This is a genomic window from Kitasatospora sp. NPDC001309 (assembly GCF_042896295.1).
GTDB lineage: Bacteria > Actinomycetota > Actinomycetes > Streptomycetales > Streptomycetaceae > Kitasatospora.
This window is the reverse complement of sequence record NZ_JBIAXC010000030.1, coordinates 24836-39347: the sequence shown is the minus strand read 5'-3', so window position 1 is coordinate 39347 and position 14512 is coordinate 24836. Positions and strand designations below refer to the sequence as shown.

16 protein-coding genes are annotated in these 14512 nt (G+C 72.0%); 10 read left to right on the top strand and 6 right to left on the bottom strand.

The window, feature by feature from the left end:
• Positions 1–32 precede the first annotated feature (32 nt).
• Complete coding sequence (locus ACFY2K_RS27275; protein ID WP_387714916.1) at positions 33–2525, top strand: DEAD/DEAH box helicase; 2493 nt, start codon at positions 33–35, stop codon at positions 2523–2525.
• A 77-nt stretch (positions 2526–2602) separates the two neighbouring features.
• Here ACFY2K_RS27275 and ACFY2K_RS27270 read toward each other — a convergent pair whose 3' ends face one another.
• Positions 2603–3457, bottom strand: coding sequence for a hypothetical protein (locus ACFY2K_RS27270; protein ID WP_387714820.1), 855 nt, complete (start codon positions 3455–3457; stop codon positions 2603–2605).
• A 238-nt stretch (positions 3458–3695) separates the two neighbouring features.
• Between ACFY2K_RS27270 and bioB the strand changes: the two genes are divergently transcribed.
• The 4 genes from bioB (at position 3696) to ACFY2K_RS27250 (ending at position 7551) form a co-directional block, all read left to right on the top strand.
• Positions 3696–4943: a biotin synthase BioB gene (gene bioB / locus ACFY2K_RS27265; RefSeq protein WP_387714817.1), complete on the top strand. Its 1248-nt coding sequence runs from the start codon at positions 3696–3698 to the stop codon at positions 4941–4943.
• A 47-nt stretch (positions 4944–4990) separates the two neighbouring features.
• A complete protein-coding gene (locus tag ACFY2K_RS27260) occupies positions 4991–6295 on the top strand; it encodes an adenosylmethionine--8-amino-7-oxononanoate transaminase (RefSeq protein WP_380524450.1) in 1305 nt (434 codons plus the stop codon).
• Positions 6292–7032, top strand: coding sequence for a dethiobiotin synthase (gene bioD, locus ACFY2K_RS27255; protein ID WP_380640923.1), 741 nt, complete (start codon positions 6292–6294; stop codon positions 7030–7032). Before ACFY2K_RS27260 ends, bioD begins: the two co-directional genes overlap by 4 nt.
• Before the next feature lie 72 nt (positions 7033–7104).
• Positions 7105–7551, top strand: coding sequence for a hypothetical protein (locus tag ACFY2K_RS27250; RefSeq protein WP_375886428.1), 447 nt, complete (start codon positions 7105–7107; stop codon positions 7549–7551).
• A gap of 44 nt (positions 7552–7595) precedes the next feature.
• Here the strand turns inward: ACFY2K_RS27250 and ACFY2K_RS27245 are convergent, their stop codons facing one another.
• A complete protein-coding gene (locus ACFY2K_RS27245) occupies positions 7596–7922 on the bottom strand; it encodes a putative quinol monooxygenase (RefSeq protein WP_387714812.1) in 327 nt (108 codons plus the stop codon).
• A gap of 96 nt (positions 7923–8018) precedes the next feature.
• Here ACFY2K_RS27245 and ACFY2K_RS27240 point away from each other — a divergent pair, with 96 nt between their 5' ends.
• Positions 8019–8342, top strand: a complete 324-nt coding sequence (locus ACFY2K_RS27240) for an ArsR/SmtB family transcription factor (protein WP_380524453.1) — start codon at positions 8019–8021, stop codon at positions 8340–8342.
• Positions 8343–8382: 40 nt separating this feature from the next.
• Here the strand turns inward: ACFY2K_RS27240 and ACFY2K_RS27235 are convergent, their stop codons facing one another.
• Entirely contained in the window at positions 8383–8802 is a 420-nt protein-coding gene (locus ACFY2K_RS27235) for a hypothetical protein (RefSeq protein WP_380524454.1), read from the bottom strand.
• Positions 8803–9037: 235 nt separating this feature from the next.
• Between ACFY2K_RS27235 and ACFY2K_RS27230 the strand changes: the two genes are divergently transcribed.
• Positions 9038–9250: a DUF397 domain-containing protein gene (locus tag ACFY2K_RS27230; RefSeq protein WP_380591728.1), complete on the top strand. Its 213-nt coding sequence runs from the start codon at positions 9038–9040 to the stop codon at positions 9248–9250.
• Positions 9251–9510: 260 nt separating this feature from the next.
• Here the strand turns inward: ACFY2K_RS27230 and ACFY2K_RS27225 are convergent, their stop codons facing one another.
• Positions 9511–9738, bottom strand: coding sequence for a hypothetical protein (locus ACFY2K_RS27225; protein WP_375886410.1), 228 nt, complete (start codon positions 9736–9738; stop codon positions 9511–9513).
• 8 nt (positions 9739–9746) lie between these two features.
• A complete protein-coding gene (locus tag ACFY2K_RS27220) occupies positions 9747–9971 on the bottom strand; it encodes a hypothetical protein (protein ID WP_380591730.1) in 225 nt (74 codons plus the stop codon).
• A 189-nt stretch (positions 9972–10160) separates the two neighbouring features.
• On the opposite strand from ACFY2K_RS27220, the gene ACFY2K_RS27215 reads away from it, so the two are divergent.
• From ACFY2K_RS27215 to ACFY2K_RS27205, 3 genes are read left to right on the top strand one after another with little or no spacing between them, the layout of a single operon-like run.
• Positions 10161–11027, top strand: coding sequence for a helix-turn-helix domain-containing protein (locus tag ACFY2K_RS27215; RefSeq protein WP_387714807.1), 867 nt, complete (start codon positions 10161–10163; stop codon positions 11025–11027).
• Positions 11024–11257, top strand: coding sequence for a DUF397 domain-containing protein (locus ACFY2K_RS27210; protein WP_380591734.1), 234 nt, complete (start codon positions 11024–11026; stop codon positions 11255–11257). The genes ACFY2K_RS27215 and ACFY2K_RS27210 overlap by 4 nt, the downstream gene beginning before the upstream one ends.
• A 32-nt stretch (positions 11258–11289) precedes the next feature.
• The gene (locus tag ACFY2K_RS27205; RefSeq protein WP_387714804.1) at positions 11290–14154 is read left to right on the top strand and encodes a BTAD domain-containing putative transcriptional regulator; all 2865 of its coding nucleotides are present in this window, start codon (positions 11290–11292) and stop codon (positions 14152–14154) included.
• On the opposite strand, the gene ACFY2K_RS27200 is transcribed toward ACFY2K_RS27205, so the two are convergent.
• Positions 14138–14356: a hypothetical protein gene (locus ACFY2K_RS27200; RefSeq protein ID WP_380529883.1), complete on the bottom strand. Its 219-nt coding sequence runs from the start codon at positions 14354–14356 to the stop codon at positions 14138–14140. The two genes, ACFY2K_RS27205 and ACFY2K_RS27200, sit on opposite strands and share 17 nt — an antisense overlap.
• Positions 14357–14512: the final 156 nt, after the last annotated feature.

Here is a 14512-nt window from a genome sequence, read left to right as displayed (position 1 = left end):
GGCAAGATAGCCCGGTGACCCTCCTTGATCTGATGCCGAAGCCCGCCACTCCCGATGCGCTGTACGAGACCTTCGCGGCCTGGGCGGAGGAGCGCGGGATCACGCTGTACCCGGCGCAGGAGGAGGCGCTGATCGAGCTGGTCTCCGGGAACAACGTCATCCTGGCGACGCCGACCGGCTCGGGAAAGAGCCTGGTGGCGGCGGGTGCGCACTTCGCGGCGCTGGCGGAGGGGCAGCGGACCTTCTACACGGCGCCGATCAAGGCGCTGGTGTCGGAGAAGTTCTTCGACCTGGTGAAGATGTTCGGCACCGAGCAGGTCGGCATGATGACGGGTGACGCGAGCGTCAACCCGACCGCGCCGATCATCTGCTGCACGGCCGAGGTGCTGGCGCAGATCGCGCTGCGCGACGGTACCCGGGCGGACATCGGCCAGGTCGTCATGGACGAGTTCCACTTCTACGCCGAGCCGGACCGCGGCTGGGCCTGGCAGATCCCGCTGCTGGAGCTGCCGCAGGCGCAGTTCCTGCTGATGTCGGCGACGCTGGGCGACGTGCGCCGCTTCGAGGAGGACCTGACCCGCCGTACGGGCCGTCCGACCACGGTGGTGCGCAACGCGACCCGCCCGGTGCCGCTGTTCTACGAGTACCGGCGCACCAGCATGCACGACACCCTGGAGGAGCTGCTGCAGACCGGCCAGGCGCCGGTCTACGTCGTGCACTTCACCCAGAAGGAAGCGGTGGAGCGGGCCCAGTCGCTGATGAGCATCAACATGTGCTCGAAGGCGGAGAAGGAGGCCATCGCCGACCTGATCGGCGGCTTCCGCTTCACCACCAAGTTCGGCCGCAACCTGTCGCGTTTCGTCCGCCACGGCATCGGCGTGCACCACGCGGGCATGCTGCCGAAGTACCGCCGGCTGGTCGAACGCCTCGCCCAGGCAGGCCTGTTGAAGGTGATCTGCGGGACGGACACGCTCGGTGTGGGCGTCAACGTGCCGATCCGCACGGTGCTGTTCACCGCGCTGTCCAAGTACGACGGCCAGCGCGTGCGCATCCTGCGCGCCCGCGAGTTCCACCAGATCGCCGGGCGCGCGGGCCGGGCCGGCTTCGACACCGTGGGCCAGGTCGTGGCCCAGGCGCCGGAGCACGTGATCGAGAACGACAAGGCGATCGCCAAGGCCGGGGACGACCCGAAGAAGAAGCGCAAGGTGGTGCGGAAGAAGGCGCCCGAGGGCTTCGTCGGCTGGACCGAGGAGACCTTCGACAAGCTGATCGGCGCCGACCCGGAGCCGCTGGTCTCCCGGTTCAAGGTGAGCCACGCGATGCTGCTGTCGGTGATCGGCCGCCCGGGCAACGCCTTCGAGGCGATGCGCAAGCTGCTCACCGACAACCACGAGGACAAGGCGGCCCAGCGCCGCCACATCCGCACCGCGATCGCGATCTACCGCTCGCTGCTGGAGGGCGGCGTGGTCGAGCGCCTGCCGGAGCCGGACGCGGAGGGCCGGATCGTCCGCCTGACCCTGGACCTCCAGGAGAACTTCGCGCTCAACCAGCCGCTGTCCACCTTCGCGCTGGCCTCCTTCGAACTGCTCGACCCGACCTCCCCCGCCTACGCGATGGACGTCATCTCGGTGGTCGAGGCGACCCTCGACGACCCGCGCCAGATCCTCGCCGCCCAGCAGAACAAGGCGCGCGGCGAGGCCGTCGGCGAGATGAAGCGGGACGGCATCGAGTACGAGGAGCGGATGGAGCGGCTCCAGGAGATCACCTACCCGAAGCCGCTGGAGGAGCTGCTCACCCACGCGTACGAGGTGTACCGTCGGGCGCACCCGTGGATCGGCGACCACCAGCTCCAGCCGAAGTCCGTGGTGCGCGACCTGTACGAGCGGGCGATGACCTTCTCGGACTACGTCGGCTTCTACGAACTCGCCCGCACCGAGGGCATCGTGCTGCGCTACCTGGCCGGTGCGTACAAGGCGCTGGAGCAGACCGTCCCCGAGGACGTGAAGACGGACGACCTCAAGGACGTCATCGCCTGGCTCGGCGAGCTGGTCCGCCAGGTCGACTCCAGCCTGCTGGACGAGTGGGAGCAGCTGGCCAACCCGACCGAGGCGGCCACCGCCGAGGTCGCCCTGGACGACAAGCCGGCGCCGGTGACGGCGAACGCCCGGGCGTTCCGGGTGCTGGTGCGCAACGAGCTGTTCCGCCGGGTGGAGCTGTGCGCCCTGGAGCACTGGGGCGCGCTCGGCGAGCTGGACGGCGAGTACGGCTGGGACGCGGACCGCTGGGCGGACGCCATGGACGGGTACTGGGACGAGTACGACGACCTGGGCACCGGCCCGAACGCGCGCGGCCCGAAGATGCTGATCATCGAGGAGGAGGACTCCGCCTGGAGGGTCCGGCAGATCTTCGACGACCCGGAGGGCGACCACGACTGGGGCATCAGCGCCGAGGTCGACCTGTACGGCTCGGACGAGGAGGGCCGGGCGGTCGTGCGGGTGACGGCGGTGGACCGGCTCGGCGGCTGACCTCCGCCTCCTGAACGGCCGGGGGCCCGGCACGCGATCCGCGTGCCGGGCCCCCGGCCGTTCGTCACACCGCCGCGCTACATCCAGACGAACGGCTGCCCCGCCGCGTAGGACAGCGCGCGGGTGGCCTCGTCCAGGTTCGGCTCGCCGCTGCCGGTGGAGGTCGGCGTCGGGCCGGTGGCGCCGGGGGTACCGGGAGTGCCGGGGGCGATGGTGCCGGCCGGGCGGGAGCTGGTGACGGTCACGTAGTGCCCGACCGCCTCGATCCGGGCCTCGCTGCCGGGCTTGCCGCCGCCGGACTGCGCGGGCGCGATGTTGGTGTCGGCGAGGATGAAGGCGACCGCGCCGGGCTTGGAGCGCAGGGCGTCGGCGGCCTTGGCGGCGGTGGACGGGTCGGCGAAGCGCAGCAGGGTGACGCTGGAGAGCACCGGGCGGTCGACACCGGTGAAGCTGACCGTCAGATAGGCCTGGCAGCCGCTGTCCTTGAGCAGCTCCTGGGTGCGGTCCTGGAGCACCTCGCCGCAGTTCTCGCCCTGCCGGATGCCGTTGCGCCGGGCCTTGTAGCCGATCGCGTCGACGGTCCGCTGGGTGGGGAAGAGGTTGTCGGCGTTGAGGCCCTCGGGGTCGGTGGTGGGCGGCGGGGAGCCGACGACGGGGGGCGTGCGGGCGGAGTCCGCCTTGGACGGGCCCAGGCCGGGTATGTAGTCGCCGGGCGTGGGGCGGGTGATGACCCAGCCGCCGGCCACGACCACACCGATCACGACGACCCAGCCGACCGCCCGGCGGCCGGTCAGCCGCGGGCCGCGCCTGCGGGCCGCCGCCGTGGCGCCCGCGGTACCCCCGGTCCCTCCGGCTCCCCCGCCGGTCCGCTGTCCTGCCCGGCCGTCCTGGCCCTCTCCCGGAGTCGGGGTGCGCTCCCCCTGCGTGGTCATGGCGCAGATTCTAAGCATCCGCCGAGTGGCCCTGGTCACTGGGTCGGGCGCTTGTCGATCTTCGCCCGCCCCGCCTCCGACCTACCCGCCGGTAACCGTCCGCCGACGCCGCCGTCAAGCGCGTGACCAGCGCCGACGCCGTGAGCTTCGACACTGTGGCAATCGGCACATCCTTCCGGGGATCTTCTGGTGGGTTTGCTCTGGCGCCATTCGAGCGCCAGCAGGCAGGATCGGCCCCATGGATCTGCTCGATACCCTCACCGCCAAGGGCCTGCGCGGCGAAGTCCCGACCCGCGAGGAGGCCCTGGCCGTCCTCGCCACCACCGACGACGAGCTGCTCGACGTGGTCGCCGCGGCCGGCAAGGTGCGCCGCCGCTGGTTCGGCCGCCGGGTCAAGCTCAACTACCTGGTGAACCTCAAGAGCGGGCTCTGCCCCGAGGACTGCTCCTACTGCTCGCAGCGGCTCGGGTCCAAGGCCGAGATCCTCAAGTACACCTGGCTCAAGCCGGACCAGGCCGCCGACGCCGCCCGCGCCGGGGTGGCCGGCGGCGCCAAGCGGGTCTGCCTGGTCGCCAGCGGCCGCGGCCCGACGGACCGTGACATCGACCGGGTCACCGACACCATGGCCGCCATCAAGGACGCCGACCCCGAGGTCGAGATCTGCGTCTGCCTCGGCCTGCTGTCCGACAACCAGGCCGAGCGGCTCAAGGCGGCCGGTGCCGACGCCTACAACCACAACCTCAACACCTCCGAGAACACCTACGGGGCCATCACCAAGACCCACACCTACGCGGACCGGGTCGACACGGTGCAGAAGGCGCACGGCGCCGGCCTGTCCGCCTGCTCCGGCCTGATCGCCGGCATGGGCGAGACCGACGAGGACCTGGTCGACGTGGTGTTCGCACTGCGCGAGCTCGGCTCGGACTCCGTCCCGGTCAACTTCCTGATCCCCTTCGAGGGCACCCCGCTCGCCAAGGAGTGGAACCTCACCCCGCAGCGCTGCCTGCGCATCCTGGCGATGGTCCGCTTCGTCAACCCCGACACCGAGGTGCGGATCGCCGGCGGCCGCGAGGTCCACCTGCGCACCATGCAGCCGCTCGGCCTGCACATCGCCAACTCGATCTTCCTCGGCGACTACCTGACCAGCGAGGGCCAGGCCGGGCAGACCGACCTCGACATGATCAAGGACGCGGGCTTCGAGGTCGAGGGCGCCGGCGAGGCCACCCTGCCCCGCCACCGCGCCGACGTGGCCGCCGCCGCTGCCACCGGCTCCGGTTGCGGCACCGCGGCCTCGGCCTGCGGCAGCGGCGGCGGCTGCGGGCCCTGCGGCGGGCACGAGCACGCGCCCCTCGCCGGGAGCGCCTCGGCCCCGGCCCCGGCCTCGGAGGGCGCGGACGGCGCGAACAGCGCGAACGGCGAGCTGCGCGACGACCTGGTCAAGGTCCGCCGCCGCGGCGCCGGCACCGAACTCGCGCCCAACGCCTGACCCGCCCGACCCGCCTGACCCTCCAGCACCCTCCGGAGAGACCCACCATGTCCCAGCTGTCCGCGGACACGCTGCTCGCCCTCGACCGGGCGCACGTCTGGCACCCGTACGGGCCGATGCCCGGCACGGCCACCCCGTACGTGGTCGAATCCGCCGCGGGCGTCCGCCTGCGCCTGGCGGAGCCCGTCGCGGGCGGGCGGCGCGAACTGGTCGACGGCATGTCCTCCTGGTGGGCGGCGATCCACGGCTACCGCCACCCGGTGCTGGACGAGGCGGTGCGCGAGCAGCTGGGGCGGATGAGCCATGTGATGTTCGGCGGGCTCACCCACGAGCCCGCCGTCCGGCTGGCCGCCCGCCTGGTCGAGATCACCCCGGAGCCGCTCCAGCACGTCTTCCTCGCCGACTCCGGCTCGGTCGCGGTCGAGGTCGCGATGAAGATGTGCCTCCAGTACTGGCAGTCCACCGGCCGGCCCGGGAAGCGCCGACTGCTGACCTGGCGCGGCGGCTACCACGGCGACACCTTCCACCCCATGTCGGTCTGCGACCCCGACGGCGGGATGCACCACCTGTGGGGCGGGGTGCTGCCCGGGCAGCTCTTCGCCCCCCAGCCGCCGGCCGGCTTCGACGCCCCGCTCGACCCCGGATACGCGGCGGAGTTTGAGGAGTTGATGGCCCGTCACGCCGACGAGCTGGCCGCCGTCATCGTCGAACCCGTGGTCCAGGGCGCGGGCGGCATGCAGTTCCACTCCCCCGCCTACCTGCGGATGCTGCGCGAACTCTGCGACCGGTACGGCGTCCTGCTGGTCTTCGACGAGATCGCCACCGGCTTCGGCCGCAGCGGCACCCTGTTCGCCGCCGACCACGCGGGCGTCTCCCCGGACGTGATGTGCCTCGGCAAGGCGCTCACCGGCGGCTACCTCACGCTGGCCGCCGCCCTGTGCACCGGCGAGATCGCCGACGGCATCAGCCGCGGCGAGATGCCCGTCCTCGCCCACGGCCCGACCTTCATGGGCAACCCGCTGGCCTGCGCGGCCGCCAACGCCTCGCTGGACCTGCTGCTCGGGCAGGACTGGGCGGTCGAGGTCAAGCGCATCGAGGGCGGGCTGCGGGACGGCCTCGCGGCGGCGGCCCAGGTGCCGGGCGTACGCGACGTACGGGTCCAAGGGGCCATCGGCGTCGTGCAGTTGGACCACCCGGTGGACGTCCCGGCGGCCACCGAGGCCGCCGCCCGGGCGGGCGTCTGGCTGCGCCCCTTCCGGGACCTGATCTACACCATGCCCCCCTATGTGACGGAGGACGAGGACGTGGCACGCATCGCTGCCGCCGTGACCGCCGCGGCGGTGGCCGGATGACCGCGCGCATCCTGTTCGTGACCGGCACCAACACGGACGTCGGCAAGACCGTCGCCACCGCGGCCCTCGCTTCGGCCGCCCTGCGCGGTGGCCGGAAGGTCGCCGTACTCAAGCCCGGACAGACCGGCGTCGCGCCGGGCGAGCCGGGCGACGCCGCCGAAGTGCGGCGCCTGGCGGGCGAACTGACGATCCGTGAGCTGGCGCGCTACCCCGAGCCGCTGGCCCCCGACACCGCCGCCCGGCGGGCCGGGATGCCCTACCTCTCCCCCGCCGAGGTGGTCGCCGAGGTCACCGACCTCGCCGCCACCCACGACCTGGTGCTGGTCGAGGGCGCGGGCGGCCTGCTCGTCCGCTACGACGACGAAGGCCGCACGCTCGCTGACCAGGCCCGGGCCGTCCGGGCGGCGGGCCTGGACGCTGAGGTGCTGCTGATCGCCTCCGCCGGCCTGGGCACCCTCAACATCGTCTCGCTCACGGCCGAGGCCCTGGCCGCCCGCGCACTCCCGCTCGCCGGCGTCGTCATCGGCTCCTGGCCCGCCGAGCCCGGCCTCGCCGAACGCTGCAACCTCGCCGACCTGCCCCGCTCGGCCGGCGCCCCGCTGCTCGGCGCCCTGCCCGAGCGGGCCGGTACGGCCGCGGACTTCGCGGCCCTCGCCGCCGCCTCCCTGGCCCCCGAGCTGGGCGGCCGCTGGAACGCGGAGCACTTCGCACACGTCCATCGGCCGGAACGGCCCTGACTTCGCCCGATGGAGTGATCCTGGTGCCCGAATTGCAGATCCGGGCACCGGATGCTCAATAGCGTTGCCCGCATGACAGACGGGCTGAGCATGGACGAGGCCCTCCGGGCCTTGGCCGCCCTGGAGGCGGCCTGGAAGGACGACGACGAGGCGCTGGTCGCCCTCGCGTCGGGCACGGCCGGGGAGCGGTCGCTGCCGGCGCTGGTCGCCGCGTACGGCGAGCACGCGATGGACACGCTGATGGCCCTGGCCTTCGGGCTGCGCTCCAGCATGAGCGACGAGGAGATCGCCGAACTCTCGGACGCCGTCAGCGCCAACATCGGCGCCCGGATGAGCGCCCTGCTCACCCAGACCCTCAAGGCCTGGGGCACCCTCACCCCCGCCGACGACCTCACCATCACCAAGGTCATCGCCCACACCGTCATCGACGCGATGCGGGCCGTGACGGAGGACCCCAACAAGACCGAGGTGCTGCCGCTGCTGGCGACCTTCCGCAACTACGCCCTCAACGGCGTCTGAGGAGCGGTCGGGGCCGTGACCCCGCCGAGCGGCGGCGCCCCCGTTCATCGGGCGAGGGCGGAACGTTCCTCGTACGGGCTGTGCATGGCGAGGTAGCGGATCTCCAGGTCCCGCTCCAGGTAGTCCATTCGGTGTTCCCAGAAGTCCCGGAGGTGCGGGAGGGCGAGGTGGGCGTCGAGGTCCTCCTTACTGCGCCAGGCCTCGTAGAAGACGAACACGCCCGACTCGTCCCGGTCCTCGTGGAAGTGGTACTCGAGGCAGCCGGGTTCCCGACGGGTCGGCTCGACGAAGGAGAGCAGGAGCCGGCGCAGGTCCTCCGCGCGCTCGGGCTTGGGGCGGGCGGTGCCGACGAGGGTGAAGGGCTGGTCCACAGGGGTCTCCGATCCACAGGTATGACGTTCGTCGTACCTCCCGTACGGTAGGGCCGCAGCAAGGTACGATGCAAGCCGTACCTGGAGGTGGTCGCGATGCCCGACGACGAGGGACACCCCGCACCGGAGGAGATCGAGCTCGGCAAGGTGCTGAGCGCGCTGGCCGACCCGCTACGCCGCCGCGTGGTGCGGGAACTGGCCGCCGGACCCGACGGCGGGGCCCGCACCTGCAGTTCCTTCGAGCTGCCGGTCAGCAAGGCCACGGTCACTCACCACTTCCGGACCCTCCGCGAGGCCGGCCTCGTCCGCCAGGTCGACCGGGGCAACAGCCGGATGGCCACCCTCCGCCGGACCGACATCGAGCAACGCTTCCCCGGCCTGCTGGCCCTCCTCGCAGCGGAGGACGCGCCGGGCGCGTGACCGATCGCCGGGCGGGCTCGGGCCCGGGCCCGAGCCCGGGTCAGCGGCGCTGGGTGGCGGGGCCGAAGCAGGCGACCAGGAAGCACAGGACGGCGGCGACCGCGGCGACGACCGGGCCCGCCTGCATGGACGGGGCGAAGCCCCCACCGTCCTGGAGCACCTTGTGGAACTGCACCAGCGAGCCGACGGCGGCCCCGGCCACCCCCGCCGCCAGCAGCAACGACAGCCCCGCCAACCGGACTTCCCGCGCGAGCAGGCGCAGCACGGACAGGCCGACCAGCACCAGGCCGAGCCACTGCAAGGCGCCCATCCAGATGTCGGCGCCGTCGGTCAACTCCCCCACCCACCGCGGGCTGTTCAGCAGGTCGAAGCCGGACCACGACAGGTCACCGCTCTCCCCACTGTAGGAGGCCCACGGCAGCGCCAGCGAGCCCACGGCCCCACCCGCGAGCAGCAACACCGCCACAGCATTGGCCCGGGACCCACCGGGACGCGACCGAGGAGCATACGACGGCTGCGGAGGCACAGTCATGCCCCCGAGGATCCGCCAACCCCCCTGAACGGTCAAGGTGTTGAGCGCGAGCTTCGAGCAGCGCTCGAACTCGCAATGGACTTACGATGGGTCGCAGGTCCAGGCGCTCTCACGCGTGGACTCGCTCGCCCATCTCCGCAACGGCCGCAAGGAGTTGCACGCCATGATTCCCACCACGACCGTAAAGCCCCGCTCCTGGATGAAGTCCTCGTACAGCACCGGCGGCGGGCAGTGCGTCGAGGTCGCTCCCGGCCTCCTGGCCGTCCTCCCCGTACGCGACAGCAAGGACCCCGACGGCCCGCAGCTCGCCTTCGGGACGGACGCCTGGGAGTCCTTCATCTCCGGCATCAAGTCCGGCGAGTTCGGCCCCGTCTGAATTCCGTCGTCCCATGAGGTGAAAGGCGGCCCCAGGCGTCCGACGTTCGGTGCGGGCTTCGAGCGGCGCTCGAAGCCCGCACCGTTGCTAGGTGTGCACCCTCAACCATCTTGCGGCGATGGAGAATCCACCGGTGGAGGCGGCGAGGAAGGTGAGGGCGAACACCAGGGCGTCGGCCGTCGAGGACATGGTGGCGGGGATCGCCAGGAGGACGAGGCCCGCGAGGAGGAAGCTCCCGACGGCGATGGCACCGGCGGCGGCTACGGTCGCATACCCCTGCGGAGGACGACGACCAGGCGCTCGATGACGTCCGGCCGGGCCGCGCCGAGGTCGATCAGGAGGACGCCGGTTTCCTTGACGAGGCGCCAGTCGATGCCGAGGGACGGGAGTTTCACCTCGGCGGCGTGCAGGACGGCCTGGAGGTCGTCGAGAATGTCGGCCGCGCTGCGACGGTCCTCGGCCGTGATCTTGTCGATCATGCTGCTCATGGGGCATCTCACAGTTCGGTGTTCGTGATCCAACGCGCTTCGGATTCCCACTCGATGCCCCCGCCGAGGGGCCGGAGGAAGGCGCTCCCGTGCTGCCACCCCATGAAGGCGGCCCAGCATCCGGAGCGGACGTCGAAGACCCGCTCGCCGATGGCGGAGGGGCGGTAGGGCTCGACCGGCGGCGCCACCCGTCGCACGGGCGGCGCCGCCGGGGCGATGACGTGGTCGGCCAAGCCGGCCTCCGGGATGGAATCACCGCACCGGGGACACCGGCAGGGCGGAAAGCTCCGCTGGAGGAGAAGGTTTTCTCCTGATTGATTATTCGTCATATTTACTGCTCCACTGGGGCGTTCGCCGGATTTGGCTGTCACCGTTTGTGGTTCAAGCGTCACGCCTCGGGGTTAGGCTTGTGAAGAAGCGGCATGTCCCCACCCCTCTTGAAGACATCCGGAGGCCCCCAGATGCCCGCGCAGCCTCGCGACCTCACCCCTGGCCAGTCCCCCCGGCACTACTTCGGGTCGGAGATCCGCCATCATCGATCCTGCGCAGGCATGTCCATCGCCGATCTGGGCGAACAAGTCCGCTACAGCAAGTCACACCTGGCCAACATCGAAGCTGCGCACCGGACTCCGCCACCGGACCTCCCGCCCCTCCTCGACACCGCGCTTCCCTCCGCCGGCGGGTTCTTCACCCGGTTCTACCCGCTCGTGAGCAGTGACTCGTTTCCGGACTGGTCACGCCGCTACATGACACTGGAACCGCTCGCGAATACTCACCTGAAATACTCCCTGTCGATTCCAGGTTTGTGGCAAATTGAGAGCTACGGCTGCGCCTTCCTACGGCTAGGCCGACCTCGTGCGTCCGAGGAGGAAATCCGAGCACACTGGAATCGACGTCAGGCTCGGCAGCAAATCCTCCACAACCCCGCGCCTCCGTTCATGTGGGTCGTCCTGGACGAGGCTGCTATCCGCCGTGTCGTCGGCTGCCCGGATGTCACCCGCGAGCAGATCAGGCACGTGATCAACATCGCCCAGGGCAAGAACGCCATGGTGCAGATCCTGCCAATTGATCGACCACACGGCGCGATGGGCGGCTCGCTCACGCTGCTCCACTTCGATGACGCCCCTCGGGTCGCCTATCTGGAAGGAGTGAAGTCCGGTCAACTCATCGAGGCACCGCACCAGGTGACCGATATGGCACTGATCTACGATACGCTCCGAGCAGAGGCCCTTACGCCCGATGAGTCGATGGCGTGGCTGCATAGAGCATCGGAGGACCACGCAGAATGACCCCGCACACTTCGGCCCCTGACCCCTCAACCGCCCGCTGGTTCAAGTCGACTTACAGCGACCCTCAGGGCGAAGGCGACTGCGTTCAGGTAGCCACCAACTTTCTCACCTCTCACGACCTCATCCTCATCGGCGACACCAAGACTCCAGGTGTCCATCTCACTGTCAGTCCTGAGGCCTTCACCGCCTTCATCTCCGCCACTTCTGCTGGGGAGTTCGGCATAATCTGACCGACCTCCATTCGCCGAGCATAGGAAGCACATTGCAACCGGTCGGCTTCGCCTTACTCGGCGCGCTGCGGGTGCAGCGCGCCGGGATGGCCATCGAGCTGGGGGCGCCTCGGCAGCGGGCGGTGCTGGTGTCGCTCCTCCTGCGGCCGAACGCCGTCATCGCGACCGACCAACTGGTCGACGACTTATGGGGCGACGAACCACCGGGATCTCCCGTCGTCGCCCTCCGCTCCTACATCTCCCAGCTGCGCAAGCTCCTTGAGCCCGTACGCGAGAAGCCTTCCCTCCTGCTCTCCCAGTCCGGCGGCTACCGGATCGCGGTCGATCCGGACCGCATCGACCTCTGGCGCGTCAGGCAGCTCCACGAACTCGCCGGGAGCCACCCGCACCGGGCCCGGGAACACCTCTCCGACGCTCTCTCGCTCTGGCGCGGCGAGCCGCTCGCCGACCTGCCCGGCCCCCTCATGGAACGCGAACGCCAGCGCCTCGCCGAGCTGCGCCTCACGCTCCAGGAGGAGTGTTTCGCGCTCGACCACTCCCCCGATCACCTCCCGGAGTTGGAAGCGCTCGCCGCCGAACACCCCTTCCGTGAACGCCTCCAGGCCCTCCTCATCCGCAGCCTCCACCGCAGCGGCCGCACCGCCGAGGCCCGGACCGTCTACGCCTCCCTTCACTCCCGCCTGGCCGAACACCTCGGGATCGAGCCCGGGCCGGACGTCACCGCCCTCCGCCAGTTGTTGGACCCGGATCAACTCCCCAACGATCCGGCCCACTTCACGGGCCGACGAACCCACGTCGCCGCCATCGCCCGCGCCCTGACCGACCGCACCACCACCAGCACCACCACCACCGCCACCGGCCTGCGCCTGGTGACCGTCACCGGCATGGCCGGCGTCGGCAAGACCGCCCTCGCCGTACGCGCCGCCCATGCCCTGCGCCCGGACTTCCCCGACGGCCGTCTCCACGCCGACCTGCGGGGTGCCGACCTCGTCCCCGCCAGCGCCTCCGACGTCCTCGCCGACTTCCTGACCACTCTGGGCATCCGCCCGTCCGCCGTGCCCCAGGACCTCCCCGGCCGCTCCGCGCTCTTCCGCACCGTCACCACCGGCAAGCGGCTGCTCATCCTCCTCGACAACGCCCGGGACGACGCCCAGCTCCAACCCCTCCTCCCCGGCTCCTCCGACTGCGCCGTCCTCGTCACCAGCCGCACCGCGCTGCCCGGCATCCCGTCCGTCCTGCGGATCGCCTTGGACGTGTTCAGCCCCCAGGAGGCGATCGGCCTCCTCGACTCGGTCATCGGGGCCGCCCGGCGGTCCGCCCAGCACTCCGACGCCGAGCACCTGGTCGAGGCCTGCGGCCGCCTCCCGCTGGCCCTGCGGATCGCCGCCGCCCGGCTCGCCGCCTCCCCGGACCAGCCGATCGCCGACCTCCTCCGACGCCTGGCCGAGGACCGGGAGGGGCTCGCCGAGCAGGTCTTCGCGCTCAGCTACCGTCTCCTCCCCCCGCCCCTGGCCACCGCCTTCCGCCGATTCGCCTGGGTGGAGCCGGACATCGCCCTGGCCTCGGCCGCCGCCGTCCTCGACCTGCCCGAGCACGAGGCGGAGCACCTCGCCGAGGCGCTGGTCGACCAGGCCCTGCTGGAGTCGGTCGGCCCCGGCCGCTACCGCTTCCACGACCTGGTACGGGCCTTCGCCCGCCGGACGTCCCTGCGCCTCGACGAGGCCGAACGCACCACCGCCCACCACCGCCTGCTGGCCCTGCTGCTCACCCGCGCCCGGACGGCCTTCGCCCTCGCCGTCCCCGGCGACCCGGTCGCCGACGTCTTCGGCGGACCGGCTCCCCGCCCGGTCTTCACGGACCTGCCGGACGCCCGCCGCTGGGCCCGGGCGGAGACCCCCGGTGCCGTCGCACTGGCCGCCGCCGTCGCCTCGGGCGCCCCGGATGCCACCGCGGTGCGCTCCGCCGTCGACCTGCTGGTGGCCCTGAGCCCGCTGGGCCTGGGCGCCTTCGCCGGGCGGGCGGAGGAGGCGGCCCGCCTCCTCGTCGCCGCCTCCGAGGACGGCCGCGACCGCGCCGCCGAGGGCCGCGCCCGGTTCCTGCTCGGCACCGTCCTGCTCGGCCGGGCCCGCCTCGACGAGGCCGCCGAGCAGGCCCGCGAGGCCGCCCGGGCCTGCCGGGAGGCGGACGACCCGGCCGTGCTCCGGCAGGCCCTCAACGACCTGGGCCTGATCGCCCAGGCCCAGGCGCGGCACGAGGAGGCGATCACCGCCTTCGACGCGGCGGCAGCCCTCGCCCACCGCCTCGGCCACCGTTCCGGCGCGGTGGCAAGCACCGCGAACGCCGCGCTGTCCCGGGTCCGCAGCGGCCACGCCGAGGAGGCCGCGGACACCTGCCGCCGACTGCTGTCCGAACCGGGCGGCGCCGACGCGGCGATGACCGCCTACGTGCACTACGTCCTCGGCCTGGCCCACCAGGAGCTGGGCCAACTCGACGACTCCGCCGATCAGTTACGCACCTGCGTGGACCGCGCGGGCCACGCCGGGGACCAGGACCGCGAGTCGGCGGCCCGGAGCCGGCTGGCCGAGGTACTGCGCCTGCTCGGGCGGGTCGAGGAGGCCGTCGACGAGGCGACCCGGGCCCTGCGGCTCGCAACGCGAGGTGGGCGACAGCGCGAACGCGCTCTCGCCCACCTGGTGTTGGCCCATGCGGTGGCCGCCCGCGGCGACCACCGCACCGCCCGTACTCACGCGGCGCAGGCGCACCGACTGCTCAGCGGCCTGGGCGCCCCGGAGTCCGCCGACGCCCGGTCGCTGCTGACGGCGCTGGCCACCGCCGACGGGTCCGTCACCGTAGACGGATCGGCCGCCCCCGACGGAGCGGTCACCTCTGCCAGATGATCAACCCCGTCCCGTTCCAGGCGACCTTGTTCGCCAGGCACTGCACGTCCGCCGACCCCCCGCAGGCCGACGGCGGTGCGGCCGGCGAGCCGTGCCGTACGGGATCCCCCGCCGCCACGGCGAACAGCCCGGACACCCCCGCCAGGACCACCGCACCGGCAACCGCGGCACGGGCCCGGCGGGCCACCATGCTTCGTAACACTTCCTGCTCCTCGCTCACGTGGGACTGCTGGACTCAAGCGCCCGCACGTTCGCAGCACCCGGTAGACAGCCGGTCAACACCCCGCCCCCGCGGCCCCCGGGCGGACGTTGGCAGTCCGTCTACCGCCCCTCGTGATCATTGAGCCCGGCACCGGGC

Excerpts from the sequence above, each read along its gene's own strand:
- ACFY2K_RS27215 (WP_387714807.1), top strand. The coding sequence starts at position 10,161 with ATGTCCCCACCCCTCTTGAAGACATCCGGAGGCCCCCAGATGCCCGCG.
- ACFY2K_RS27260 (WP_380524450.1), top strand. The coding sequence starts at position 4,991 with ATGTCCCAGCTGTCCGCGGACACGCTGCTCGCCCTCGACCGGGCGCAC.
- bioD (WP_380640923.1), top strand. The coding sequence starts at position 6,292 with ATGACCGCGCGCATCCTGTTCGTGACCGGCACCAACACGGACGTCGGC.
- ACFY2K_RS27225 (WP_375886410.1), bottom strand. The coding sequence starts at position 9,738 with ATGAGCAGCATGATCGACAAGATCACGGCCGAGGACCGTCGCAGCGCG.
- ACFY2K_RS27230 (WP_380591728.1), top strand. The coding sequence starts at position 9,038 with ATGATTCCCACCACGACCGTAAAGCCCCGCTCCTGGATGAAGTCCTCG.
- ACFY2K_RS27270 (WP_387714820.1), bottom strand. The coding sequence starts at position 3,457 with ATGACCACGCAGGGGGAGCGCACCCCGACTCCGGGAGAGGGCCAGGAC.
- ACFY2K_RS27240 (WP_380524453.1), top strand. The coding sequence starts at position 8,019 with ATGCCCGACGACGAGGGACACCCCGCACCGGAGGAGATCGAGCTCGGC.
- ACFY2K_RS27250 (WP_375886428.1), top strand. The coding sequence starts at position 7,105 with ATGACAGACGGGCTGAGCATGGACGAGGCCCTCCGGGCCTTGGCCGCC.
- ACFY2K_RS27210 (WP_380591734.1), top strand. The coding sequence starts at position 11,024 with ATGACCCCGCACACTTCGGCCCCTGACCCCTCAACCGCCCGCTGGTTC.
- bioB (WP_387714817.1), top strand. The coding sequence starts at position 3,696 with ATGGATCTGCTCGATACCCTCACCGCCAAGGGCCTGCGCGGCGAAGTC.
- ACFY2K_RS27275 (WP_387714916.1), top strand. The coding sequence starts at position 33 with ATGCCGAAGCCCGCCACTCCCGATGCGCTGTACGAGACCTTCGCGGCC.